The organism is Segatella buccae ATCC 33574 (genome assembly GCF_000184945.1).
GTDB classification, from domain to species: domain Bacteria; phylum Bacteroidota; class Bacteroidia; order Bacteroidales; family Bacteroidaceae; genus Prevotella; species Prevotella buccae.
In genome coordinates this window covers 254,075-278,903 of the sequence record NZ_GL586311.1, presented here as the reverse complement: position 1 = coordinate 278,903, position 24,829 = coordinate 254,075, and the positions used below count along the sequence as shown (strand labels likewise).

Below are 24,829 nucleotides of genomic sequence, written 5' to 3'. Positions count from 1 at the left end.
CCACAATCAAAATCAATCATTCAAAGTTAAATTTCTAATTTTATTGAAATGCCAGGATTAATTGGAAGAAAAATCGGAATGACATCCGTTTTCAGTGCCGACGGTAAGAATGTACCGTGCACTGTTATCGAAGCTGGTCCTTGTGTTGTAACCCAGGTTAAGACCGTAGAGAAAGATGGTTACAAGGCTGTTCAGTTGGGTTTCGGCGAGGCCAAGGAGAAGAGAACCTCCAAGCCGCAGCTGGGACACTTCAAGAAAGCAGGCACAACGCCTAAGAAGCACTTGGCCGAGTTCAAGTTTGACGAGGAATACAACCTTGGTGACACCATCAACGTGGAACTGTTCAACGACACAAAGTTCGTTGACGTGGTAGGCATATCGAAAGGTAAAGGTTTCCAAGGCGTAATGAAGCGTCACGGATTCGGTGGTGTAGGCCAGTCTACACACGGTCAGGACGACCGTGCCCGCAAGCCGGGTTCCATCGGTGCTTGCTCCTATCCCGCAAAGGTGTTCAAGGGAATGCGTATGGCAGGCCAAATGGGAGGTGACCGGGTGACTACCCAGAACCTTCAGGTGTTAAAGGTAATTCCAGAGCAGAATCTCCTTATCGTTAAGGGGTCGATTGCCGGATGCAAAGGTTCAACTGTTTTAATTGAGAAATGATGGAAGTTAGTGTATTAGATATCAAAGGTCAGGAGACCGGTCGCAAGGTGACTCTTAATGAGTCTATCTACGGACTTGAGCCTAACGAGCACGTACTCTATCTCGATGTCAAGCAGTATCTCGCTAACCAGCGTCAGGGTACCGCTAAGTCGAAGGAGAGAAGCGAAATCAACGGTTCTACTCGCAAGCTGGGTCGCCAGAAAGGCGGTGGCGGAGCCCGTCGTGGTGACATCAAGTCGCCTGTACTTGTTGGCGGTGGCCGGGTGTTCGGTCCCAAGCCCCGTGACTATAGTTTCAAGCTGAATAAAAAAGTAAAGGTTCTTGCTCGTAAATTGGCTTTGTCTGACAAGGCACAGGAGAACGCCATTGTTGTCGTAGAAGATTTCGACATCGAGACTCCGAAGACTAAAGATTTTATAAATATCGCTAAAAATCTTAAAGTCGATGGTCGGAAGACTCTTCTTCTTTTGCCAACAGCAAATAAAAACGTATATTTGTCCGCTCGTAACTTGCAGCGTACAGAGGTGATGCCCGCAGCAATGCTCAATTCGTATAAAGTTTTGAATGCTGATGTGCTGGTGATTGCCGAGAGTGCCCTGAAGGTGATCGATGAAATCTTAATAAAGTAAAAAGGAGACATTTAGATTATGGCATTTATCATCAAACCTTTGGTCACTGAGAAGATGACCAAGATTACAGACAAGTCTTCTGAAGACAAAAAGCTCAGAGCTTCTAACAAGAAAGCTGCCGAGGCTAAAGGCGCAACAGAGGAGAAGGTGAGCTACGCTGTCTATAAAAAGAAGCAAGGCAAGGTGGAGAAGGTTGCCGATAAGGAGAAGACCATTTACACCTACACCAAGCCCGCTCGCGCCAAGTATGGTTTCATCGTTAAGCCCGAGGCTAACAAACTCGAAATCAAGAAAGAGGTTGAGAGTCTGTATAATGTTACAGTAGAAGCCGTTAATACCGCTCGCTATGCCGGTAAGCGTTCTGCACGCTACACCAAGGCCGGTCTCGTGAAGGGACAGAAGAGCGCATTCAAGAAGGCAATCGTTACTCTGAAAGAGGGCGATAGAATTGATTTTTACAGCAATATTTAAATAAGAAATGGCAGTACGTAAATTAAAACCGGTAACTCCGGGACAAAGACACAAGGTTATTGGCACGTTCGAGGAAATTACTGCATCCGTGCCAGAAAAGTCTCTCGTTTACGGTAAGCGTGCAACCGGTGGTCGAAACAACACCGGTAAAATGACTGTTCGCTACAGAGGTGGCGGTCATAAGCGGAAGTATCGTATGATCGACTTCAAGCGGGAGAAAGATGGTGTTCCAGCTGTAGTAAAGACAATCGAGTATGATCCTAACAGATCTGCTCGAATTGCTCTGTTGTTCTACGCTGATGGTGAAAAACGTTACATTATTGCTCCTAATGGACTGCAGGTGGGTGCAAAACTGATGTCGGGTGCAGAGGCTGCACCTGAGGTGGGTAATGCACTTCCGCTGGCTAACATTCCTGTCGGTACAGTGATTCACAACATTGAATTGCGTCCCGGGCAGGGAGCCTTGCTTGTCCGTTCGGCTGGTAATTTTGCTCAGTTGACTTCTCGTGAGGGTAGTTATTGTGTGATTAAGCTCCCTTCTGGTGAAACTCGCCAGATTTTGAGTGCTTGTAAAGCTACTGTTGGTAGTGTAGGCAACTCCGACCACGCTCTTGAGTGTTCCGGTAAGGCCGGTCGTTCTCGTTGGTTGGGCCGTCGTCCTCACAACCGTGGCGTTGTCATGAACCCTGTTGATCACCCGATGGGTGGTGGTGAAGGCCGTCAGTCCGGTGGTCACCCACGTTCCCGTAAGGGCTTGTATGCTAAGGGTCTCAAGACACGCGCACCGAAGAAGCTTTCCAACAAGTATATTATCGAAAGAGCTAACAAAAAATAAAGAGTAAATTATGAGTCGTTCACTTAAAAAAGGTCCATATATCAACGTATCGCTCGAGAAGAAGATTCTTGCAATGAATGAGAGTGGTAAGAAGACTGTCGTTAAGACATGGGCCAGAGCTTCAATGATATCTCCCGACTTTGTGGGACATACTGTTGCAGTTCATAACGGAAACAAATTTATCCCTGTTTACATCACAGAGAATATGGTTGGCCACAAGCTCGGAGAGTTTTCGCCAACGCGTCGTTTCGGCGGCCACTCTGGCAATAATAAACGGTAAGCGGGTTTAAACCATTTTAAAATTTAAGAATAATAATGGGAGCAAGAAAACATAATGCGGCAGAAAAACTCAAGGAAGCCCGCAAACATTTATACTTCGCAAAGCTCAAGGGAGTTCCTTCCTCTCCGCGGAAAATGCGCTACGTGGTAGACATGGTTCGTGGTATGGAGGTTGACCGTGCGTTCGGAGTACTTCGTTTCTCTAATAAGAAAGCTGCTGCCGACGTGGAGAAACTGTTGCGCTCAGCTGTAGCCAACTGGGAACAGAAAAACAACCGCAAGGCTGAAGATGGCGAACTCTATATCAGTAGGATCTTCGTTGATGAAGGTGTTACAATGAAGCGTATGAGACCGGCACCGCAGGGGCGTGGATACAGAATCCGTAAGCGTTCTAACCATGTGACCCTCTTTGTAGATTCCAAAACTAACGACGAAAAATAATTATCAAAATGGGACAGAAAGTTAATCCGATAAGCAACCGTCTTGGTATTATCCGTGGTTGGGATTCTAATTGGTTCGGTGGTAAGAACTTCGGTGACAATATCGTAGAAGATCAGAAAATTCGCAAATATCTGAACGAGCGTCTTGCCAAGGCAAGCGTTTCGAGAATTGTCATTGAGCGCACTTTGAAGCTCGTTACCATCACTATTTGCACGGCCCGTCCGGGTATCGTCATTGGTAAAGGTGGTCAGGATGTTGACAAACTGAAGGAAGAGTTGAAGAACATTTTCGACAAGGAGATTCAGATCAACATCTTTGAAGTGAAGAAACCTGAACTTGATGCTACCATCGTAGCTAACAATATCGCTCGTCAGGTAGAAGGTAAGATCGCTTACCGTCGCGCCATCAAAATGGCCATTGCCAACACGATGCGTGCAGGTGCCGAAGGTATTAAAGTTCAAATTAGTGGCCGTCTGAACGGTGCCGAAATAGCCCGTAAGGAAATGTTGAAGGAAGGGCGTACCCCTCTGCACACTTTCCGCGCAGACATCGATTACTGTCAAGCTGAAGCCCTTACCAAGGTTGGCTTGCTGGGTATCAAGGTATGGATTTGCCGTGGTGAGGTTTACGGAAAGCGTGACCTGACACCTAACTTTACTCAGGACAACAAGGGTGGCAATAGCCGCAACAACGGTCGCGGTGGTCGTGGTAATCGCAAGAGAAACAATAACCGTTAAAAGTAAGAAGCTATCATGTTACAGCCAAAAAGAGTAAAATATAGAAGACCGCAGGATGGACGTGGCAATAAGGGCAACGCTCACCGTGGTACACAGCTGGCTTTCGGTTCATTCGGCATCAAGACCCTTGAAGCCAAGTGGATTGACAGCCGTCAGATTGAGGCCGCTCGTGTAGCAGTAAACCGCTACATGAACCGTGAGGGGCAGGTCTGGATCCGTATATTCCCTGACAAACCCATCACACGCAAGCCTGCCGATGTCCGCATGGGTAAAGGTAAAGGTGATCCCGCAGGATGGGTTGCACCGGTGACTCCCGGACGCATTCTCTTCGAAGTAGAGGGCGTAAGTTTCGATATCGCCAAAGAGGCTCTCCGTCTCGCTGCGCAGAAGCTGCCTGTTAAGACTAAGTTTGTTGTAAGACGTGATTTCGATAAAAACGCTTAATTATGAAAATCAAAGAATTGAAGGAACTCGAAACCAAAGATTTGGTAGAGAAATTGGAGGCTGCTGTTGCCGCTTATAATGTCAAGAAGCTCAACCACCAGATTACTCCTCTTGAGAATCCATCAGAAATTAAGGCTGCTCGTCGTGACATCGCGCGTATGAAGACCGAACTTCGCATGAGGGAACTTAACAAATAATAATGGTCCAGATGGAAACAAGAAAATTAAGAAAGACAAGACAGGGTGTCGTTATCAGCAACAAGATGGATAAAACCATTGTTATTGCAGCTAAGTTCAAGGAGAAGCACCCTATTTATGGTAAGTTTGTCCAGAAGACAAAGAAGTACCATGTGCATGATGAGAAGAATGAGGCCAATGTAGGTGATACAGTGCTCATTATGGAGACTCGCCCTTTGTCTCGCACGAAGCGGTGGAGATTAGTACAAATTGTAGAAAAAGCTAAGTAATTATGATACAAGCAGAATCAAGACTTACAGTATGTGATAACAGCGGCGCACGTGAGGCTCTTTGCATCCGTGTTCTCGGGGGAACCCGCCGGCGTTATGCAAGTGTTGGTGACGTGATTGTCGTTGCTGTCAAGAACGTTATCCCATCAAGTGATTTGAAGAAAGGTGCAGTATCTAAGGCTTTGATCGTTCGCACGAAGAAGGAAATTCGCCGTCAAGATGGTTCTTACATCCGTTTCGACGATAATGCTTGCGTGTTGCTCAATAATGCGGGGGAACTCCGTGGTAGCCGTATCTTCGGCCCCGTTGCCCGTGAACTTCGTGCGGTCAACATGAAGGTTGTCTCTTTGGCACCTGAGGTTCTTTAATTTAATAAAAAGAAAAGGTAATGAGTAAGTTACATATTAGAAAAGGTGATACCGTAGTTGTTCTTACAGGTGATGTCAAGGACAAAGGTAAAACCGGAAAGGTTCTTAAAGTCTTGGTTGACAAGAACCGTGCTATCGTTGAAGGCCGTCGTATGGTCTCAAGAAGCACCAAGCCTTCGGCAAAGAATCCTCAGGGAGGCATCATCAAGAAGGAGGCTCCTATTCATATCTCCAATTTGAGTCTGATTGATCCGGAGAGCGGTAAACCCACACGTGTTTCTATCAAGCACGAGGGAAAGAACGTGATTCGTATTTCTAAAAAGTCAGGAAAGGAAATCAAGTAATGAATACAGCACAGTTAAAGAAACAGTATAAGGAGCAGATTGCTCCCGAACTGCAGAAGCAGTTCAACTATTCTTCAGCAATGCAGATTCCTGTACTGAAGAAGATCGTTATCAATCAGGGTTTGGGCGATGCAACGCAGGATAAGAAAATTATTGATGTTGCCATCAATGAGATCTCTGCCATCACCGGTCAGAAGGCAGTTGCAACATATTCCAAGAAGGATATTGCCAATTTCAAACTTCGTAAGAAGATGCCTATCGGTGTGATGGTTACTCTCCGTCGGGAGCGGATGTATGAGTTCCTTGAGAAGCTCGTACGTGTTGCTTTGCCTCGTATCCGTGACTTCAAAGGTATTGAGAGTAAGTTTGATGGTCGTGGTAACTATACTTTGGGTATTCAGGAGCAGATTATCTTCCCTGAAATCAATATTGACTCTATCGATCGCATCCAGGGTATGAACATCACTTTCGTTACTTCTGCTCAGACTGATGAGGAGGGTTTCGCACTGCTCAAGGCTTTTGGCCTCCCATTCAAGAACGCTAAAAACGATTAAGAGATTATGGCAAAAGAATCAATGAAAGCTCGCGAGGTGAAGCGTGCAAAGCTTGTTGCTCGTTACGCTGAGAAGCGCGCAGCTCTGAAAAAGATCATCGCTACTTCTGAGAATCCCGCAGAGGCATACGAGGCAGCTCGTAAGCTTCAGGCTATTCCCAAGAACGCCAACCCTATCCGTCTTCACAATCGCTGCAAGATTACAGGCCGTCCCAAAGGATATATCCGTCAGTTCGGCTTGTCTCGTATCCAGTTCCGTGAGATGGCTTCGGCAGGTTTGATTCCCGGAGTGAAGAAAGCTAGCTGGTAAATCCGGCAGGCAAGCGATGGGGCACAAAAGAGCCCGGTGTGTCCGGGCTTTTCTTTGTGGCTCCGCGTATGTTCATCAGGACATTTTTAATATTGTCGGGGTAGTCCCGATTAATTAAACATTTATATTTTATGACAGATCCAATAGCAGATTATCTGACACGACTCAGAAACGCAATCATGGCTCATCACCGTGTTGTTGAGGTTCCTGCGTCTAACTTGAAGAAAGAGATTACTAAGATCCTCTTCGAGAAGGGTTACATTCTGAACTACAAGTTCATTGAAGATGGGCCTCAGGGTTCCATTAAAGTTGCTTTGAAGTATAACCCTGTTACAAAGCAAAACGCTATCAAGAGTTTGAAGCGTGTGTCCAAGCCCGGTTTGCGTAAGTACACCGGTTATAAGGATATGCCGAGAGTTATCAACGGACTGGGTATTGCTATCTTATCCACGTCTCAAGGTGTAATGACTAACAAGGAGGCTGCCAATCTCAAGATTGGTGGTGAAGTTCTTTGTTACATTTATTAATTGGAGGATTGAATATGTCAAGAATAGGAAAATTGCCAATTAGTATTCCTTCCGGTGTGACAGTCAATTTCGACGCAAAGTCGGGTGTTGTCAACGTTAAGGGTCCCAAGGGTGAACTCTCTCAAAAGATTGATGCTTCTATCAAGTTTAAGAATGAGGACGGTCAGATTACTTTCGAGATTGACGAGAACAGCCCTGTAAACTATAAGCAGAAGCAGGCTTTCCACGGTTTGTATCGTTCGCTGGTCAACAATATGGTTGTTGGCGTGAGCGAGGGTTACACAAAAATCATGGAATTGGTAGGTGTCGGTTATCGCGTTTCCAATCAGGGCAACTTGATTGAGTTCTCGCTTGGTTATACTCACCCCATCTTCCTCCAGCTTCCGAAGGAGGTTAAGGTAGAGACCAAGTCTGAAAGAAACCAGAATCCGGTTCTCACCTTAGAGTCTTGCGACAAGCAGTTGTTGGGCCTTATCTGTGCAAAAATTCGTTCTTTCCGTATGCCTGAACCTTACAAGGGTAAGGGTATCCTGTTCAAGGGTGAAGTTATTCGCAGGAAGTCTGGTAAGACTGCCGCAGCTAAGTAATTTTAATTGAATTTACGATTATGACAACAAAGAAAGTAGAAAGACGAATTAAGATAAAGTTCCGTATTCGCAAGCATGTAAACGGGACTGCCGAGCGCCCGCGTCTTAGCGTGTTCCGCTCTAACAAGCAGATTTACGCTCAGGTGATAAACGATTTGACAGGTAGGACTCTTGCTTCAGCTTCTTCTCTCGGTCTCGAAAAGATGGCTAAGATTGAGCAGGCTAAGAAAGTGGGAGCACTTGTTGCGGAGAAAGCCAAGGCTGCCGGTATTGAGGCTGTGGTTTTCGACCGTAACGGTTATCTTTATCATGGTCGCGTCCAGGCTTTGGCCGATGCAGCCCGTGAAGGTGGTCTTAAATTTTAAACGATTATGGCAATGAATAAAGTAAAAGTAAATAGTGACGTTGAACTGAAAGACCATCTGGTTGCTATCAACCGCGTGACCAAGGTTACAAAGGGTGGTCGTACTTTCACATTTGCTGCTATCGTCGTTGTTGGTGACGGTAATGGCGTTATTGGATACGGTCTTGGAAAGGCCGGTGAGGTGACAGCAGCCATCACCAAGGGTACTGAGGCCGCCAAGAAGAATCTCGTGAAGGTTCCCGTACTGAAAGGTACTATCCCCCACGAGGTTGAGGTGAGTTTCGGTGGTGCCCAGGTTCTCCTGAAGCCGGCTGCTGCCGGTACTGGTCTGAAGGCCGGTGGTGCTATGCGTGCCGTTTTGGAGAGTGTGGGTGTCAAAGACGTGATTGCAAAATCCAAGGGCTCTTCCAATGCTCACAACTTGGTAAAGGCGACTATCGCAGCTTTGGCTGAGATGCGTGATGCCTACACTGTTGCCGGCGAGCGCGGTATCAGCATGGATAAAGTATTTAACGGTTAATTAAGGAGAAAACAGCAATGGCAACAATTAAAGTCAAGCAGATTAAGAGTAAGATTGGTGCTCCCATTGATCAGAAGCGCACGCTTCAGTCATTGGGTCTCCACAAGATCTCTCAGGTTGTTGAAGTTGAAGATACTCCAAGCAACCGTGGTATGATCCGTAAGGTTCATCATCTGGTAAAGGTAGTTGAATAATTAATTAGTAAATTAGTCGCAATTATGAAATTAAGTAATTTGAAACCAGCTGCGGGCTCAACACATTCACGTCGTCGTATCGGCCGTGGTCCGGGTTCCGGACTCGGTGGTACCTCTACCCGTGGACACAAAGGTGCCAAGGCTCGTTCTGGTTATAAGAGAAAGATTGGTTTCGAAGGTGGTCAGATGCCGCTCCAGCGTCGTGTTCCGAAGTTCGGTTTCAAGAATATCAACCACAAGGAATATTTCGTAGTAAACCTTTCCACTCTTCAGAAACTTGCCGAGCAGCAGAATCTCACAAAGATTGGCATAGCAGAACTCAAAGAAGCCGGATTGACTAACGGCAAGGAACTTGTGAAGATTCTCGGTATGGGACAACTGAAGGTAAAACTTGAAGTTGAAGCTAACGCTTTCTCTAAGACTGCCGAAGAAGCAATCAAGGCAGTAGGTGGTAACGCAACAATAATCTAAGAAATGAAAAAGTTTTTTGAGACACTGAAGAACTGTTGGAAGGTTGAGGATTTGCGTCAGCGACTCCTCATCACCATCCTCTTTACGGCTATTTACCGTTTTGGCTCGTTTATAGTACTTCCGGGTATTAATCCGAGCATGTTGGAAAAGTTGCAGTCGCAAACCTCAGGCGGCCTCATGTCGCTTTTGGACATGTTCTCCGGTGGAGCATTTTCCAATGCGTCTATATTCGCATTGGGAATCATGCCTTACATCTCAGCTTCTATCGTTATGCAGCTTCTTGCCATTGCTGTGCCTTATTTTCAAAAGATGCAGCGTGACGGTGAGAGTGGACGTAAGAAGATCAACTGGTACACCCGTTGGCTCACGGTAGCTATCTTGTTGTTCCAGGCTCCTTCTTATTTGCTGAATCTTAAGATGCAGGCCAGTAATGCCCTTGCTTCGGGCATATCTTGGTCGCAGTTTATGATTCCCGCCACAATCATTCTTGCCGCAGGAAGTATGTTCATCCTTTGGTTAGGTGAGCGCATTACTGATAAGGGGGTGGGTAATGGTATCTCTTTGATCATTATGATTGGTATCATCGCACGTCTGCCACAGGCTTTCATTCAAGAAGCCACATCGCGTTTGCAGGCTATTTCCGGTGGTGGTATGATCATGTTCATTGTAGAACTCCTTATCCTCTACTTGGTTGTATGTGCATCAATTTTGTTGGTGCAAGGTACTCGCAAGGTTCCCGTTCAGTATGCAAAGCGTCTGGTTGGCAACAAGCAGTATGGTGGTGCTCGCCAGTATATCCCCTTGAAGCTCTTCGCAGCCAATGTGATGCCTATCATTTTCGCCCAGGCCTTGATGTTCATCCCTTTGGCTATCGTAAGGTATAATCCGGAGCATGCTTCTTGGTGGGTGCAGGATCTGATGGATAACCGCAGTTTGTTGTACAATTCGATTTATGTGCTCTTGGTGATAGCCTTCACATATTTCTATACGGCAATCACGCTCAATCCCACTCAGATGGCTGAAGATATGAAGCGTAACAACGGTTTCATTCCGGGCGTTAAGCCGGGAAAGGATACAGCTGAGTATATTGACACCGTGATGTCTCGTATAACTTTTCCAGGTTCTCTGTTTATTGCGTTTATCGCCATTATGCCTGCACTCGCAGGTTTGCTCAATGTACAGCAGGCTTTCTCCCAGTTCTTCGGAGGCACCTCGCTTCTGATCCTTGTAGGTGTCGTCATTGATACGCTACAACAGATAGAAAGCCATTTGCTGATGCGTCACTATGACGGTCTGCTCAATTCAGGTCATACTCGTCAAGGTGGTGTTTCTGCATATTAATCTTTGGAATGAAGATATTTCTCAAAACTGAAGATGAAATAGAACTAATGCGCAAGGCGAACCAACTCGTTGGTTCGACCCTTGCGGAATTAGGCAAGCATATCAGACCTGGGGTTACGACTTTGCAGTTGGATAAGATTGCAGAAGAGTTCATTCTTGACCACGGAGCAATCCCGACGTTCAAGAATTTCCCCAATCCATACGGAGAGCCTTTTCCCGCCTCTATCTGCACATCGGTCAATGACGTGGTGGTTCATGGAGTTCCTAGTGATGAAGTTGTACTGAAAGATGGTGATATTATATCCATTGACTGCGGTACACTTCTTGACGGATTCAATGGTGACAGTGCCTATACGTTTTGTGTGGGCGAGGTCAGTCCGGAAGTGAAGCAACTGCTCAAGACGACCAAAGAGTCTCTTTATATCGGTATTGAGCAGGCTGTTGCAGGAAAACATATTGGTGATATTGGGGCTGTAGTACAACAGCATTGTGAGACGCAAGGTTACGGAATCGTACGCGAACTGACCGGTCATGGTATAGGACGTGAGATGCACGAACCACCCCAGATTCCCAATTACGGGCGTCGTGGAAACGGTGTAATGTTGAAAGCCGGTATGTGTATCGCCATTGAGCCAATGGTCACATTGGGCGATCGGCAGATATGGATGCTTCCCGATAAATGGAGTATTGTTACGAGAGATCGTAAACCTGCTGCCCATTTCGAGCATACCATTGCTATCCGTAGAGGAGAGGCTGAGATTTTATCGACATTTGAAGAAATAGAACATTTAGAAGGACAAATATATTAATTATGGCAAAACAATCCGCTATCGAGCAAGACGGTACGATCGTAGAATCACTCTCTAACGCCATGTTCCGGGTGGAACTTGAAAACGGTGTGCAGATCATCGCCCACATTTCCGGTAAGATGAGAATGCACTATATCAAGATACTTCCCGGTGACAAAGTGAAGGTAGAGATGAGTCCATACGACTTGACCAAGGGCAGAATAGTTTTCAGATACAAGTAAAACGTATTTGCGTAGAGCATTTTTCAAATCCATATAAAGAAAATGAAGACAAGAGCATCATTAAAGAAACGTACACCCGACTGCCAGATCGTTCGTCGTAAAGGCCGCTTGTTCGTTATCAACAAGAAAAACCCTAAATTCAAACTGCGTCAGGGTTAATGTTAAAGATATGTAAATCAGCGGATAGCTCAAAGATTATTCGTAATTTTGCACGTTCTTTAACGAGAAAGTAACTTAATTTATTTAATTCAATCAACAAATGGCAATAAGAATTGTTGGAGTAGATTTGCCCCAAAACAAGCGTGGCGAAATCGCATTGACCTATATCTATGGTATCGGTCGAAGTAGTTCAGCAAAGATATTGGATAAGGCCGGCGTGAGCCGCGACTTGAAGGTCAGCGAATGGACTGACGATCAGGCTGCCAAAATCCGTGAAATTATCGGCGCTGAGTTCAAAGTGGAAGGTGATCTTCGTTCTGAGATCCAAATGAACATCAAGCGACTGATGGATATTGGTTGCTATCGTGGAGTTAGACATCGTAATGGTCTTCCTGTTCGTGGTCAGAGTACTAAGAATAATGCTCGTACCCGTAAGGGTAGGAAGAAGACTGTTGCTAATAAGAAGAAGGCTACTAAGTAATTTTGAAGGAGGAAATTAATTATGGCAAAGACAAAAGCAACATCTAAGAAGAGAAATGTGCGTGTAGAGGCTCTTGGTCAGCTCCATGTTCACAGTTCTTTCAATAATATTATCGTTTCTCTTGCTAATAACGAAGGTCAGGTTATTTCCTGGTCATCTGCCGGCAAGATGGGATTCCGTGGTTCCAAGAAGAATACTCCCTATGCAGCTCAGATGGCCGCAGAGGATTGTGCTAAAGTAGCTTTCGATCTCGGTCTCCGCAAGGTTAAAGCATACGTTAAGGGGCCGGGTAATGGTCGTGAGTCTGCCATTCGTGCCGTGCATACAGCAGGTATTGAAGTGACGGAAATCATTGATGTTACTCCGCTTCCACACAATGGTTGTCGTCCCCCCAAGCGTCGTAGAGTTTAATTTATAGAATCTTATAAAGTTCATATAGGATTTTATAGGTTGAATCAAAAACAAAGAACATTTTTTATATTATGGCTAAGTATATAGGTCCGAAATCTAAAATTGCACGCCGTTTTGGTGAACCCATCTTCGGCGCAGACAAAGTTTTGTCCAAGAGAAACTTCCCTCCTGGACAGCATGGCAATAACCGTCGCAGAAAGGTGTCTGAGTACGGTGTCATGTTGGCAGAGAAGCAAAAGGCCAAGTACACCTACGGTGTGCTTGAGCGCCAGTTCCGTAATATGTTTGATAAAGCCGCCAAGGCCGATGGCATCACCGGTGAGGTTCTGCTTCAGAATCTTGAGTGCCGTCTTGACAACGTAGTGTTCCGTCTTGGCATTGCTCCGACACGTGCAGCTGCCCGTCAGTTGGTGGGTCACAAGCACATTGTCGTTGACGGTAAGGTTGTGAGCATTCCTTCCTATTCCGTTAAGGCTGGTCAGGTTGTTGGTGTTCGTGAGAAGGCCAAGTCTCTTGAAGTTATTGAGGCTGCACTGGCTGGTTTCAACCACAGCAAGTATCCTTGGCTCGAATGGGATCAGAATACCAAGAGCGGTAAATTCTTGCACAAGCCCGAGCGCGCCGACATCCCCGAAAACATCAAGGAGCAGTTAATCGTTGAGTTGTACTCTAAATAATCATTAAATTAATGGCGATATTAGCATTTCAAAAACCTGATAAGGTAGTAATGTTGGAGGCAAATGACAAGTTCGGTAAGTTCGAATTTCGTCCTTTGGAGCCCGGCTTCGGTGTTACCATCGGTAACGCTCTCCGCCGCATTCTCCTTTCATCGCTGGAAGGTTATGCCATCAACACCATCAAGATTGCCGGTGTTGAGCATGAATTCTCTTCCGTACCCGGCGTGAAAGAAGATGTGACCAACATTATCTTGAATCTCAAGCAAGTTCGATTCAAGCAAGTAGTAGAAGAATTCGAGAATGAGAAAGTTAGTATCACCGTAGAGAATTCCACCGAATTCAAAGCAGGTGATATAGGTAAGTATCTGACTGGATTTGAAGTGTTAAACCCTGATTTGGTGATTTGTCATTTAGATACGAAGGCTTCTATGCAGATTGATCTGAATATCAACAAAGGGCGCGGCTATGTGCCTGCTGAAGAGAATCGTGAGTTCTGCACAGATGTTAATGTACTCCCAATCGATTCCATCTACACCCCTATCCGTAACGTGAAATATGCCGTAGAACCCTACCGCGTAGAGCAGAAGACCGACTATGACAAGTTGGTCATCGAAGTAACGACGGATGGTTCCATTCACCCGAAGGATGCACTGAAAGAGGCAGCCAAAACTCTCATTTATCACTTCATGTTGTTCTCCGACGAGAAGATCACCCTTGAGAATCCCGATCAGGACAACAATCAGGAATTTGATGAAGAGGTGTTGCACATGCGCCAACTGCTTAAGACCCGTCTCGTTGACATGAATCTTAGTGTTCGCGCCCTCAACTGCTTGAAGGCAGCTGATGTAGAGACACTTGGAGACTTGGTGCAGTATAACAAGACTGATCTCTTGAAGTTCCGCAACTTTGGTAAGAAATCGCTCTCAGAGCTTGATGATTTGCTTGAGGGTCTGAATCTTTCGTTTGGAACCGATATATCAAAGTATAAACTGGACAGAGAATAATATCTGTAGACTCGTCCACAAAAGTAAAAAACAATAATGAGACATAATAAGAAATTCAACCATCTGAGCCGTACTGCATCTCATCGTGATGCCATGCTTGCCAACATGGCTATCAGCTTGATCATGCACAAAAGAATCACTACGACTCTCGCAAAGGCCAAGGCCTTGAAAAAGTATGTAGAACCGCTGATTACTCGTTCCAAGAGTGATACCACCACCTCTCGTCGTGTGGTTTTCCGTTATCTTCAGAACAAGTATGCTGTTACAGAGCTGTTCAAGGTTGTTGCCGAGAAGGTGGCTGATCGTCCAGGTGGTTACACACGTGTGATCAAACTTGGCATCCGTAAAGGTGACGCTGCTCCCATTGCTTTTATCGAGCTTGTAGACTTCGATGAGAACATGGCCAAGACCAAGACCGCAGCTAAGAAGACACGTCGTAGCCGCAAGGCCGCTCCTAAAGCAGATGCTGTTGAAGCAGCAGAAGCTCCTGTAGCAGAGGCTCCCGCAACGGAGGCACCTGCTGCTGAAGAAGCAAAGGCCGAATAATCGAGAGATTATTTTTATTCCTACATAGGCGCTTTCATCCGCAAGGATGGAGGCGCTTTTTTGTTCGGGCTCCTTTAAGGCTTTCTCGGTGGCGTGCTGTTTTGGGTGCTTCTGTCAAATCTTTGCCGACCGTACAATGATGTCAAATGTATTCCCCTTTCGGGATGTCAGAAATTCCCCTAACGGATAGAATCGTTTTCTGCGCATCCGTGGTAGTGGGGATGACAAATACATACAAAATTCAGTTTGCTGTTTTTCCTGTCATGCTATCATTGGTTTGTATTAGTTTGTTATTCAGAAGTTTATGCAGCTTCCGAAAATGACAGCATGACAGGAAACTTGTTGTCTCCTGTTGAAGGGTCCATCAAGGAACCTACTTCGTTTCCACCTTTATGCTTTCTCCGATAACCTCTATTGCCTGTTCATTGCTGATGGGCACTAACTCCAAATCGGTGTATTTTCGTATAATATTTTTCGTTTCCCTTTCAAATGGGAAACTATTGTAGTGTACAACCGGGTAAAAGTTGATAAGCCCCAAAGCTGTAAAGTCACAGAAACCGGGAGTTAAACTCAAGTGGTTATCCATCTCTTTGGCATACTTTATATCCGGTGCCATAATCATGGTGCCTGCCGATTCTCCGATATATGTTTTTCCTTTTTCAATCTCTCGGATTATGAGCTGGTCTGCTTTTTTCTTTCGGAGTTCCTGAAGGAGAAAAAATGTGTTTCCTCCGGAAACGTAGATATAGTCGCATGCTTCCAACGCATGGGCAATCTCCTTTTCAGGCATTTGGCTTATCTCTAAATCCACTATTTTCAGACCGTATCCGCTCAGTGTTCTCCGCCCGTCTTCCACGTATTGCCTGTATTCTTCGTGAATGCTTGCTGTGGGGATAAATGCCACAGATTTTCCTTTCATATCTTCCCCGGCGAAAGTGGGAAAGAGTGTGGCTACATCGGCAAACGATGAGCATAGAAATAGTTTTCTGTCCATTGTCCGTTTGATTGTTTTATACGTATTTCCCCTTGTGGGATTTCGGTAAGAGAAAAGGCCGGTAAGGATGGCGATTGCTGCAATCGCTGTGCCCACTACTGCAATCTTATGTTTTTGAATGTGCATTGTCCGGTGTTCCTTATCGTTTTAGAGTGTCAGGCAACATGCCGACATCCTATGCAAAGTTAGGCAAATTTAGGGAAATCCCTATCTCTATTTAGGGAAAAGATGCAGGAGGAGTGCCCGGAAATAGTTATTTTTGCTCTGTGAAGTATTGGGACAAGTAAGACGAACACGATATGAAAAAGGTTGTGATAGTGACAGTTTGTGCAGCTATGATGCTGAGCGGTTGCGGAACATACGCAGGGACAGGAGCGTGGGCCGGCGGTTCGCTCGGATCTGTGCTTGGATCGGCCATCGGTGGCATTGCCGGTGGGCCACGAGGGTCTGATGTCGGAACGATTGTCGGCATGGCCGGAGGAGCCGTCATTGGCGGTGCCATCGGCACTGCAGCCGATCAGAAGCGTCAAGAGGATTTGGAGCAATACAGGCGCGACAGGGCGGAGCGTGAACGCCAGCGGCAAGAACGCCGGCAGTCTTCTGCTGTGGAAGGTGATCAATATGAAAGTTACGGCTATGGGCAAAGTGCCAACTCCGGTAGCAGTTACGATACCACCGACAGCGGTTTTGACGCCACCAATAGCGGCGATGACCGTATTTACGACTTCAACGGATCCGACTATACGGGCAATTACAGTGCCGGGCAGCCTGTCACCACCTATCCCGATGCGTCGAATGCAGAGAAAATAACGGGCGGCTATACTTACACGCCTACCATAGAAATCATCAACGCCCGTTTTGTTGATGACAACCAGAACGGCGAACTCAATCGCAATGAGGTTTGCAAACTGATATTCGAGATTATGAATCGGGGCGACAAGACGGTCTATGATGTCGTGCCCACAGTGATTGAGGCCACGGGTAACCGCCATATCTATATCTCCCCAAGCATTCATGTGGAGAAGATTGAGCCCGGTAAAGGCATTCGTTACACGGCCCTTATCAAGTCTGACGGCAAATTGAAAGACGGAAGTGCCAAATTCTGTGCTTCCGTCATATTGGGCAATAAGGCCATCTCCAAAGTCAGCGAGTTTAATATCCCAACCCGCAGGTAAGCTGCTTGTGGCAAATCAATCTGTGCGACTGAACGTGTTAGACGACTTGGTTGTTGCCATATATTTTTCGGCGAATTGAACGAATTGTGCGAATGAGATGGTAAGGATAAATTCGTATAATCCGACAATTCGCCGAAAAGAAGCAAACACGTGTCGGTGAATGCGAGTGTTTACCAGTCTTTTAATTTGTCGAATATATCACTCCACGAGTTGCCTTTCTTCTCTTTGACGGCCGGCTCCTTTTTCTTGGTATTCACCGACTGTGGAGACTTGGCATTTGTTGATTGTGAAGGCTTAGTGTTTGCAGGCTGAGGTGGTTTGGCAGCTGTTCCGGCCGGCCTTTTGGCAGCCGTTTCCCTGTTGGGCTGTTGCTCCGGCTTGTGCGCCTTGGCCGTCCCATTCGGGTGTGGTGCCCGAGTCTCCGGAATTTTAGCCGGTTCCACATCCTTTTTTTTCCATGCGTCGATGAAGCTATAACCGACATCGGCCACCTCAAAGTTTATCTCCGGAAAATCAAACTCCTCTTTTGGTTTGAATGGAACTCCCCCTTCTCCCACCACTTCCACTTTCACCGATGCGATCCCCTGCGCAAGCATTCCTATTTCCTGTGCGGCCGCCCACGAGAGGTCGATGACTCGTCCCCGGCCGAAAGGCCCCCGGTCGGTGACCCTTACCACCACCGACTTGTCGTTGAGCAGGTTGGTTACTTTGAGCATTGTACCGAACGGGTAGGAACGATGAGCACAGGTCAGGCTGTCGTGGTGCAGCCGTTCACCGCTCGCCGTGCGTGAGCCTGTGGCCCGTTTGGAATAATACGAAGCTCTACCGCTCTGCTGCTGGGCATGCAGAACGGTAAAGTTCAAAAGGGTTATGATCGCTAAAATGCTGTTTCTTATATTCACTATCCGTTAATATTGGTTTATTCAGTTACGACTCCGCTTTCTCTCCCGTCCCGGAGAGGAAAGCGGAGTGGGGGCGAGGGCGTGTGTTACACGATGCCCTGTGCCATCATGGCATTGGCCACTTTCATGAATCCTGCCACGTTGGCCCCCTTTACATAGTCTATGTAGCCGTCGGCCTCGGTGCCATATTTCACGCACTGTTCATGGATGGAGTGCATGATTTTATGCAGATTTTCGTCCACCTCCTTTTCGCTCCACGACAGTCGGATGGAGTTTTGCGTCATTTCCAGTCCCGATGTAGCCACTCCTCCGGCATTCACTGCCTTGCCCGGAGCAAAGAGCGTCTTTGAGGCGACAAACTTCTCCACCGCTTCGGCCGTGCATCCCATGTTGCTCACCTCAGCCACACAGCAAGGTTGATGGGCCAATATCTTGTCGGCATCTTCTCCGTTGAGTTCGTTTTGAGTGGCGCAGGTGAGATAGATGTCAGCTTTCTGTTCCCACGGTTTGCGGTTGGCAAAGAATTTCGAGCCACCGAATTCCTCTTCGTAGGGTTGGCAAATGTCGTTGCCACTGGCGCGCAACTCCAGCATGTAGGCTATCTTCTCGTCGTCGAGTCCGGCCGGGTCGTAGATATATCCGTCGGGGCCCGAAATTGTGATCACCTTGCCGCCCAGTTCCGTCGCCTTCTTGGCAGCTCCCCAAGCCACATTTCCGAATCCGCTGATGGCGATGGTCTTGCCCTTGATGGCGATGTCACGTGTCTGCAACATCTGGTTGACGAAGTAGAGTGCCCCATAGCCTGTGGCCTCCGGACGGATGCGTGAGCCTCCATACTCCATGCCCTTGCCCGTAAGCACTCCCTCGAAACGGTGGGTGAGTTTCTTGTACATGCCAAACAAGTAGCCTATTTCCCGGCCACCCACGCCGATATCGCCGGCCGGCACATCCTCGTCGGGGCCGATGTGGCGATAGAGTTCGGTCATGAATGCCTGACAGAAGCGCATCACCTCTGCATCCGACCGTCCGCGTATAGAGAAGTCGCTTCCTCCCTTGCCGCCACCCATAGGCAGTGTGGTGAGTGCGTTTTTGAAAGTTTGTTCGAAGCCCAAGAATTTCAAGATGCTCAGGTTCACCGAGGGATGGAAGCGCAGTCCGCCCTTGTAAGGGCCAATGGCACTGTTGAACTGCACCCGGTAGCCGATGTTTACATGCACCTCTCCCTTGTCGTCTGTCCACGGCACGCGAAATGTGATCACCCGTTCCGGTTCCACAAGACGCTCAATGAGTTTGGCTTTCTCAAATTCGGGATGTCGGTTGTATATGTCTTGAACTGAAATCAGTACTTCCTTGACGGCCTGTAGATACTCTGATTCTCCCGGATGCTTGCGCTCCAAATCCTGCATGATTCTTGAAACTTCCATAGTAGTAATATTTTTATGTTTAGGTAAAGTGTGTCAAAATGTATATTTTGATAGCGCAAATATATTCTTTTTAGATGAAAGTTCCAAGTAATAACTGTTAAAAATCCATTCCCTGCTTTCCTTTTGCATTTTTTTCGTATGCCGCAGATGGGGTGGCTGCTATTGCAACTGCGATGTCGGTGGGGCTTTGAAAACCGTGCTCGGCAGGAATTTAGGGCGGCTGAAGCCGTCCGGAAAGTGTATAGTGAAAAACCAAGCAAGAAAATGAAAATATTTGAAACGTCGAATGGACGGGAATGGGTGGGAATGTGCGACTGCTGTCGTGAAATGCTTGAAAAAACGGAAATGTTTGCCCACTACAGCCCTTTGAAGTTGCGAAAGAGCCACCGTGAAAAGCCGAAAGGGCCGTAGTCAGAAGTTCAAAGAGCCTCTTTTGGAGCATTGAAGGGCCGTAGTTAGAGGCCTTTCGAGCGATGGAATAAAAAAAGGAAGGGTGTGCGCCCTTCCTTTGCCGGTGCAAAGATAATAAAAATGTGGCCCAAATGCAAATGGGGTGTGAAAAGTGTTGACTTTTTGAAATAGGTGGTAGGTGATAGATGTTTGGTGGTAATGAATTGTCTGTTATTGATAATTGCCCCTACACCTCTCTTTGTGAGATTCATATACGGGGCCTTGCATTCGGAAAATAAAAATGAATGGGGTTCATTTTGTATTTTCACTCATTTGTACTATCTTTTCATAAGATAAGGCTGCATTCGGAAAATAAAAATGAATGGGGTTCATTTTGTATTTTCACTCATTTGCACTATCTTTGCGAAGAATACTGCACGCTCTCCCACGCGCGCAGGCTCAATGACAAATGAAATTACAGCCCATGGAAACGAAAATACCACAGGAGTGGAACAAGTTTTATCTGAAAGACGTGACATTCATCAACTTGATGAGACGCCGCATCTACAATGTGCTCATCGTGGCCAATCCCTACGACGCTTTCATGCTCGAAGACGACGGACGCGTGGAGGAAAAAATATACAACGAATACACCGAACTCGGCCTGCGCTATCCTCCCACGTTCACCCAAGTGTCGACAACCGAGGAGGCGGCCAAGGTGCTTGAAACCACCAATGTGGACTTGGTGATCTGTATGCCCGGCAATGCCGACAACGATGCGTTCTCCGTGGCCCGCTCCATTAAGGCCGACTTCCCCGACATTCACTGCGTGGTGCTCACGCCGTTTTCCCACGGCATCACCCGCCGTATGCAAGATGAAGACCTCTCCATCTTCGACTACGTGTTCTGTTGGTTGGGCAATACCAACCTCATTCTCTCCATCATCAAGCTCATCGAAGACAAGATGAATCTTGAGCACGACATCAGGGAGGGTGGGGTGCAGATGATTCTGCTTGTGGAAGACTCCATACGCTTCTACAGTTCCATTCTGCCCAACCTCTACAACTTCCTGCTCGTGCAGAGCAAAAGTTTCTCCAAGGAAGCCCTCAACCGCCATTCGGCAACTATGCGTATGCGCGGACGGCCCAAGGTGGTGCTGGCTCGTACCTATGAGGAAGCCATCACCTTATATAATAGGTATAAGGACAACACGCTGGGCGTGATCAGCGATGCTCGCTTCCCGTTGACTCCCGTCGCCACTCCCTCGCCTAAGGCCGAAGACAAAGACCCTGAGGCCGGTCTCAAGCTGCTGCGCACCATCCGCGCACAAGACGAGTATGTGCCGCTCATCCTCGAAAGTGCCGAGACGGAAAACCGTACCAAAGCCGAGGCAGAGGGATTCCGCTACGTGGACAAGAACTCAAAGACGATGAACCGCGACCTGCGCCGTCTCATGGAAGAACACATGGGATTCGGCGACTTTATCTTCCGCGACCCCAAGACCCACGAGGAAGTGGCGAGGGTGGGCACGCTCAAAGAGTTGCAGGACAACATCTTCAAGATACCCAACGACTCGATGCTCTACCACGTGAGCCGCAATCACATGAGCCGTTGGCTCTGTGCGCGGGCCATTTTCCCCGTGTCGGCTTTCTTGAAAAACGTGACATGGCACAAGTTGCAGGATGTCGATGCCCACAGGCAGATCATCTTCGACGCTATCGTGCAATACCGACACATGAAAAACATCGGTGTGGTGGCCGTGTTCGACCGCATGAAGTTCGACCGCTACGCCCATTTTGCCCGCATCGGCGAAGGCTCGTTGGGCGGCAAGGGGCGCGGACTGGCCTTTCTCGACAATGTGATCAAGCTGCACCCCGAGTTCAACCGCTATGAAAACGTGAAAGTGCAGATCCCCAAGACACTCGTGCTCTGTACCGACCTCTTCGATGAGTTCATGGAGAAGAACAACCTCTATTCCATCGCCCTGAGCGATGCGAGCGACGACGAGATATTGCGCCACTTTCTCCGGGCGCAGTTGCCCGACTCACTCATTGCCGACTTCTTCACGTTTTTCGAAGCCACGCGCAGTCCGATAGCCATCCGGTCGAGTTCGTTGCTCGAAGACAGTCACTATCAGCCGTTTGCCGGCATCTACAGCACCTACATGATACCCTACCTCAACGACCGCTACGCCATGTTGCGCATGTTGGCCAGTGCCATCAAGGGTGTCTATGCCTCGGTCTACTATCGTGACTCCAAGGCTTACATGACGGCCACGAGCAATGTCATCGACCAGGAAAAGATGGCTGTGATATTGCAAGAGGTGGTGGGCAAGGAGTATGGCGACCACTACTATCCCAACATGAGCGGTGTGCTGCGCTCGCTCAACTACTATCCCATCGGTGACGAGACGGCCGAGGAAGGCATTGCCTCGCTGGCCCTCGGACTCGGTAAGTACATCGTCGACGGCGGGCAGACGCTCCGCGTTTCGCCCTATCATCCCGACCAGGTGTTGCAGATGAGTGAGATGGAGATAGCCCTGCGCGAGACCCAGACGCAGTTTTATGCCCTCGACCTGAAGCATGTGGACGAGGACTTCTCGGTGGACGACGGTTTCAACATCCTCAAGCTCAAGGTGAAGGAGGCCGACAAAGACGGGTCGCTGCGGTACATCGCTTCCACGTTTGATCCCTACGATCAGGTGATTCGCGACGGCCTCTACGACGGCGGGCGCAAGATTATCTCCTTTGCAGGAGTGCTTCAGCAGGGCATCATTCCCCTGCCCGAGGTGCTGCGCATGTCGATGAAACTGGGGGCCGAGGCCATGCGCCGCCCGGTGGAGATAGAACTGGCGTGCAACATCCATGACGACAGGACGGCCGAACTGTATCTGTTGCAGATCCGTCCCATTGTCGACTCCAAGCAGATGCTCGACGAAGATGTGGCTTCCGTGCCCGACGAGCATTGTCTGTTGCGCTCCCACACCTCGTTGGGGCACGGCATCAGCGAGGAGGTTTGCGATGTGTTGTATGTGAAATACGACGACAGTTTCTCGGCCATGAACAATTTTTATGTGGCCGACGACATCGAGCGCATCAACCGCAAGTTCCTTGCCGAGGGCCGCAGCTACGTGCTTGTGGGGCCCGGCCGGTGGGGCTCCAGTGACCACTATCTCGGTGTGCCTGTGAAGTGGCCCCACATCAGTGCAGCCAGAGTGATAGTCGAAGTGGCGTTGAAAAACTATCGGGTGGATCCGAGTCAAGGCACGCACTTCTTCCAAAACCTCACCTCGTTTGGCGTGGGCTATTTCACGATAGATACCAATGCGCCCGATGGCGGGCTCATTCGCAAGGATTTGCTCGACAGTATGCCCGCCGTGGAAGAGACCGAATATGTGCGGCATGTGCGCTTCGACCATCCGCTGAAAATCATGATGGACGGCAAGAAACAGGAGGGCGTGGTGATGCTTTGATGCAAATCGCCTTTTGTCTCTTGGCGTCTCGGCACATTACTATAACCCATTCATTGGTCATGAATTGCAAACTCATTCTTTTGCTTGCCTTCGCAACGCTGATAGCGCCCGTGGCAGGCCGTTCGCAAGAACCGCAAATGCTGCGCAATCCCGTCATCCCCGGCTATCATCCCGACCCCAGTGTGTGCAGGGTGGGGGACACGTTCTATCTTGTCAACTCCTCATTCTGCTCTTTCCCCGGCGTGCCTTTGTTCGAGAGCCGGGACCTCGTCCATTGGCGGCAGACCGGCAACGTGTTGACGCGCCCCTCTCAGTTGCCGCTCAAGGGGGGCAACTCGTGGACTGGCATCTACGCACCTACCATCCGCTATCATCAAGGTAGGTTCTATATGATCACGACCAATGTCGGAAACGGTGGCAACTTTTTAGTCACGTCGACCGATGCCCGCACATGGAGCGAGCCCGTGTGGCTGAAGCAACAAGGCATCGACCCTTCGTTGTTCTTCGAGGATGACAAGTGCTACATGTGTTCCAACCCGGGAGATGCCATTTGGTTGTGTGAGATAGATCCTGCCACGGGTCGCCAGCTCTCCGAGAGTCGGCGGCTGTGGCAGGGCGATGGGGGGCGTTATCCCGAAGGCCCCCACATCTATAAAAAAGACGGCTACTACTATCTGCTCATCTCGGAGGGTGGTACTGAATTGGCCCACCGCCTTACCATTGCCCGCAGCTGCAACATCTATGGACCCTACGAGAGCAATCCGGCCAACCCCATTCTCACCAACTGTTCACGCCGGGGACAGAACATGCAGGTGCAGGGTACGGGACATGGCGACTTCGTGCAGGCCGCAGACGGTAGTTGGTGGCTGGTGTTTCTGGCCTATCGCAACTTTGGAGGGGCTTACCATCATTTAGGGCGGGAGACTTTCTTGGCACCGGTGGAATGGGAAGTGGGCGAATGGCCCGTTGTGAACGGCGGACAGCCTATCGACACGCTTATGTCGGTGCCGGCTCTGTTGCGCCCGGGCGAGGTGGAAGTTGCATCGCCGAGGGAAGAAAAACGGATGTCGGGGGTGGAATGGGTGCATATCCAAAACCCGATAGCCGGGAACTATTTGTACGGAAAAGACGGTTCGTTGACCATGAAGGCGCATGGCACACTCACGGGAAACAACCAACCGTCGTTTGTCGGGCGAAGGCAGGAACATGCTGTGGTGGAGGCCGAAGCTGTGGTGCGGACTCGCGGAGCTGAGGCCGGACTGACGGTCTATCAGATCAACGACGGCCATTACGATTTGTACATCTCCCCCAATCCTGTGTCCGGTTATCGGGTGGAGTTGCGGTGTAAACTGAAGGCGATCGACTATGTGGTGCAAGAAGCCACGGTCACTTCCGACAAAGTGTGGCTGAAGGTGACTTCCGATGGACTGATGTACAGATTCTTTTATAGTGAAGACGGCGTGAACTACGATGCTTTAGGTGAACTTAATTGTAGTCTGCTAAGCTCGGAAGTGGCCGGCGGATTCACCGGTGTACTGTTGGGCTTGTATGCCTCCGGCAGCGGAAGTGCTCTCTTTGAAGATTTCAAATATCTTGGAAAATGACCTTCTGGAGAGCCTT

General features: G+C 48.3%; 35 protein-coding genes. 32 read left to right on the top strand and 3 right to left on the bottom strand.

All coding sequences use genetic code 11. The annotated features are described in order from the left end of the window. The first annotated feature begins 48 nt into the window (after positions 1–48). From rplC to rplQ, 29 genes are all read left to right on the top strand, one after another. On the top strand, positions 49–663 hold the full coding sequence (gene rplC, locus HMPREF6485_RS01190; protein WP_004341797.1) for a 50S ribosomal protein L3: 615 nt from the start codon (positions 49–51) through the stop codon (positions 661–663). Continuing rightward, positions 663–1,292, top strand: coding sequence for a 50S ribosomal protein L4 (gene rplD / locus HMPREF6485_RS01185; RefSeq protein ID WP_004341796.1), 630 nt, complete (start codon positions 663–665; stop codon positions 1,290–1,292). The genes rplC and rplD overlap by 1 nt, the downstream gene beginning before the upstream one ends. Before the next feature lie 18 nt (positions 1,293–1,310). Further along, positions 1,311–1,763, top strand: coding sequence for a 50S ribosomal protein L23 (rplW, locus tag HMPREF6485_RS01180; protein WP_004344132.1), 453 nt, complete (start codon positions 1,311–1,313; stop codon positions 1,761–1,763). Positions 1,764–1,770: 7 nt separating this feature from the next. After that, positions 1,771–2,598: a 50S ribosomal protein L2 gene (gene rplB / locus HMPREF6485_RS01175; protein ID WP_004341794.1), complete on the top strand. Its 828-nt coding sequence runs from the start codon at positions 1,771–1,773 to the stop codon at positions 2,596–2,598. A gap of 10 nt (positions 2,599–2,608) precedes the next feature. After that, positions 2,609–2,878: a 30S ribosomal protein S19 gene (rpsS, locus tag HMPREF6485_RS01170; RefSeq protein ID WP_004341793.1), complete on the top strand. Its 270-nt coding sequence runs from the start codon at positions 2,609–2,611 to the stop codon at positions 2,876–2,878. A gap of 35 nt (positions 2,879–2,913) precedes the next feature. Then, on the top strand, positions 2,914–3,318 hold the full coding sequence (gene rplV / locus HMPREF6485_RS01165) for a 50S ribosomal protein L22 (RefSeq protein ID WP_004341792.1): 405 nt from the start codon (positions 2,914–2,916) through the stop codon (positions 3,316–3,318). 8 nt (positions 3,319–3,326) lie between these two features. Continuing rightward, a complete protein-coding gene (gene rpsC, locus HMPREF6485_RS01160; RefSeq protein ID WP_004341791.1) occupies positions 3,327–4,055 on the top strand; it encodes a 30S ribosomal protein S3 in 729 nt (242 codons plus the stop codon). 15 nt (positions 4,056–4,070) lie between these two features. Continuing rightward, a complete protein-coding gene (gene rplP / locus HMPREF6485_RS01155) occupies positions 4,071–4,499 on the top strand; it encodes a 50S ribosomal protein L16 (protein WP_004341790.1) in 429 nt (142 codons plus the stop codon). A gap of 2 nt (positions 4,500–4,501) precedes the next feature. Continuing rightward, entirely contained in the window at positions 4,502–4,696 is a 195-nt protein-coding gene (rpmC, locus tag HMPREF6485_RS01150; protein ID WP_004341789.1) for a 50S ribosomal protein L29, read from the top strand. 2 nt (positions 4,697–4,698) lie between these two features. Continuing rightward, on the top strand, positions 4,699–4,965 hold the full coding sequence (rpsQ, locus tag HMPREF6485_RS01145) for a 30S ribosomal protein S17 (RefSeq protein ID WP_004344131.1): 267 nt from the start codon (positions 4,699–4,701) through the stop codon (positions 4,963–4,965). A gap of 2 nt (positions 4,966–4,967) precedes the next feature. Further along, complete coding sequence (gene rplN, locus HMPREF6485_RS01140) at positions 4,968–5,333, top strand: 50S ribosomal protein L14 (protein ID WP_004341787.1); 366 nt, start codon at positions 4,968–4,970, stop codon at positions 5,331–5,333. Positions 5,334–5,353: 20 nt separating this feature from the next. Next, positions 5,354–5,677, top strand: coding sequence for a 50S ribosomal protein L24 (rplX, locus tag HMPREF6485_RS01135; RefSeq protein ID WP_004341786.1), 324 nt, complete (start codon positions 5,354–5,356; stop codon positions 5,675–5,677). After that, the gene (rplE, locus tag HMPREF6485_RS01130) at positions 5,677–6,231 is read left to right on the top strand and encodes a 50S ribosomal protein L5 (protein WP_004341785.1); all 555 of its coding nucleotides are present in this window, start codon (positions 5,677–5,679) and stop codon (positions 6,229–6,231) included. Before rplX ends, rplE begins: the two co-directional genes overlap by 1 nt. Positions 6,232–6,237: 6 nt before the next feature. Further along, complete coding sequence (gene rpsN, locus HMPREF6485_RS01125; RefSeq protein WP_004341784.1) at positions 6,238–6,540, top strand: 30S ribosomal protein S14; 303 nt, start codon at positions 6,238–6,240, stop codon at positions 6,538–6,540. A gap of 131 nt (positions 6,541–6,671) precedes the next feature. Further along, the gene (gene rpsH, locus HMPREF6485_RS01120) at positions 6,672–7,067 is read left to right on the top strand and encodes a 30S ribosomal protein S8 (RefSeq protein ID WP_004341783.1); all 396 of its coding nucleotides are present in this window, start codon (positions 6,672–6,674) and stop codon (positions 7,065–7,067) included. A 14-nt stretch (positions 7,068–7,081) separates the two neighbouring features. Beyond that, the gene (gene rplF, locus HMPREF6485_RS01115) at positions 7,082–7,654 is read left to right on the top strand and encodes a 50S ribosomal protein L6 (protein WP_004341782.1); all 573 of its coding nucleotides are present in this window, start codon (positions 7,082–7,084) and stop codon (positions 7,652–7,654) included. Positions 7,655–7,674: 20 nt separating this feature from the next. Continuing rightward, positions 7,675–8,019 (top strand): 50S ribosomal protein L18, encoded by a 345-nt coding sequence (gene rplR / locus HMPREF6485_RS01110; RefSeq protein WP_004344130.1) that lies wholly within the window; start codon positions 7,675–7,677, stop codon positions 8,017–8,019. A 6-nt stretch (positions 8,020–8,025) separates the two neighbouring features. Beyond that, the gene (gene rpsE / locus HMPREF6485_RS01105) at positions 8,026–8,538 is read left to right on the top strand and encodes a 30S ribosomal protein S5 (protein WP_004341780.1); all 513 of its coding nucleotides are present in this window, start codon (positions 8,026–8,028) and stop codon (positions 8,536–8,538) included. A gap of 17 nt (positions 8,539–8,555) precedes the next feature. Further along, positions 8,556–8,732, top strand: a complete 177-nt coding sequence (gene rpmD / locus HMPREF6485_RS01100) for a 50S ribosomal protein L30 (protein ID WP_004344129.1) — start codon at positions 8,556–8,558, stop codon at positions 8,730–8,732. 24 nt (positions 8,733–8,756) lie between these two features. Further along, positions 8,757–9,203: a 50S ribosomal protein L15 gene (gene rplO / locus HMPREF6485_RS01095; RefSeq protein WP_004341778.1), complete on the top strand. Its 447-nt coding sequence runs from the start codon at positions 8,757–8,759 to the stop codon at positions 9,201–9,203. Between the two features lie 3 nt (positions 9,204–9,206). Then, entirely contained in the window at positions 9,207–10,544 is a 1,338-nt protein-coding gene (secY, locus tag HMPREF6485_RS01090; protein WP_004341777.1) for a preprotein translocase subunit SecY, read from the top strand. An 8-nt stretch (positions 10,545–10,552) separates the two neighbouring features. Then, positions 10,553–11,353 (top strand): type I methionyl aminopeptidase, encoded by an 801-nt coding sequence (map, locus tag HMPREF6485_RS01085; protein ID WP_004344127.1) that lies wholly within the window; start codon positions 10,553–10,555, stop codon positions 11,351–11,353. Positions 11,354–11,355: 2 nt separating this feature from the next. After that, entirely contained in the window at positions 11,356–11,574 is a 219-nt protein-coding gene (infA, locus tag HMPREF6485_RS01080; protein ID WP_004341775.1) for a translation initiation factor IF-1, read from the top strand. Between the two features lie 42 nt (positions 11,575–11,616). Then, entirely contained in the window at positions 11,617–11,733 is a 117-nt protein-coding gene (gene ykgO, locus HMPREF6485_RS13245; protein WP_004341774.1) for a type B 50S ribosomal protein L36, read from the top strand. A gap of 100 nt (positions 11,734–11,833) precedes the next feature. After that, positions 11,834–12,214: a 30S ribosomal protein S13 gene (gene rpsM / locus HMPREF6485_RS01075; RefSeq protein ID WP_004341773.1), complete on the top strand. Its 381-nt coding sequence runs from the start codon at positions 11,834–11,836 to the stop codon at positions 12,212–12,214. Positions 12,215–12,235: 21 nt separating this feature from the next. Further along, complete coding sequence (rpsK, locus tag HMPREF6485_RS01070; protein ID WP_004341772.1) at positions 12,236–12,625, top strand: 30S ribosomal protein S11; 390 nt, start codon at positions 12,236–12,238, stop codon at positions 12,623–12,625. Positions 12,626–12,696: 71 nt separating this feature from the next. After that, positions 12,697–13,302, top strand: coding sequence for a 30S ribosomal protein S4 (gene rpsD, locus HMPREF6485_RS01065; protein WP_004341771.1), 606 nt, complete (start codon positions 12,697–12,699; stop codon positions 13,300–13,302). Positions 13,303–13,313: 11 nt separating this feature from the next. Continuing rightward, positions 13,314–14,306, top strand: coding sequence for a DNA-directed RNA polymerase subunit alpha (locus tag HMPREF6485_RS01060; RefSeq protein WP_004341770.1), 993 nt, complete (start codon positions 13,314–13,316; stop codon positions 14,304–14,306). A gap of 36 nt (positions 14,307–14,342) precedes the next feature. Beyond that, entirely contained in the window at positions 14,343–14,852 is a 510-nt protein-coding gene (gene rplQ, locus HMPREF6485_RS01055) for a 50S ribosomal protein L17 (protein WP_004344126.1), read from the top strand. Between the two features lie 373 nt (positions 14,853–15,225). Here the strand turns inward: rplQ and HMPREF6485_RS01050 are convergent, their stop codons facing one another. Beyond that, a complete protein-coding gene (locus tag HMPREF6485_RS01050) occupies positions 15,226–15,846 on the bottom strand; it encodes a Type 1 glutamine amidotransferase-like domain-containing protein (RefSeq protein ID WP_044126173.1) in 621 nt (206 codons plus the stop codon). A gap of 299 nt (positions 15,847–16,145) precedes the next feature. Between HMPREF6485_RS01050 and HMPREF6485_RS01045 the strand changes: the two genes are divergently transcribed. Next, complete coding sequence (locus tag HMPREF6485_RS01045) at positions 16,146–17,021, top strand: hypothetical protein (RefSeq protein ID WP_004344124.1); 876 nt, start codon at positions 16,146–16,148, stop codon at positions 17,019–17,021. Between the two features lie 170 nt (positions 17,022–17,191). On the opposite strand, the gene HMPREF6485_RS01040 is transcribed toward HMPREF6485_RS01045, so the two are convergent. Both HMPREF6485_RS01040 and gdhA read right to left on the bottom strand, forming a co-directional pair. Then, entirely contained in the window at positions 17,192–17,884 is a 693-nt protein-coding gene (locus tag HMPREF6485_RS01040) for a septal ring lytic transglycosylase RlpA family protein (protein WP_309491533.1), read from the bottom strand. Between the two features lie 125 nt (positions 17,885–18,009). Next, complete coding sequence (gdhA, locus tag HMPREF6485_RS01035; RefSeq protein ID WP_004344122.1) at positions 18,010–19,347, bottom strand: NADP-specific glutamate dehydrogenase; 1,338 nt, start codon at positions 19,345–19,347, stop codon at positions 18,010–18,012. Positions 19,348–20,221: 874 nt separating this feature from the next. On the opposite strand from gdhA, the gene HMPREF6485_RS01025 reads away from it, so the two are divergent. Continuing rightward, positions 20,222–23,209, top strand: coding sequence for a PEP/pyruvate-binding domain-containing protein (locus HMPREF6485_RS01025; protein ID WP_044125685.1), 2,988 nt, complete (start codon positions 20,222–20,224; stop codon positions 23,207–23,209). Positions 23,210–23,268: 59 nt separating this feature from the next. After that, positions 23,269–24,813: a glycoside hydrolase family 43 protein gene (locus tag HMPREF6485_RS01020; RefSeq protein ID WP_044125683.1), complete on the top strand. Its 1,545-nt coding sequence runs from the start codon at positions 23,269–23,271 to the stop codon at positions 24,811–24,813. Positions 24,814–24,829: the final 16 nt, after the last annotated feature.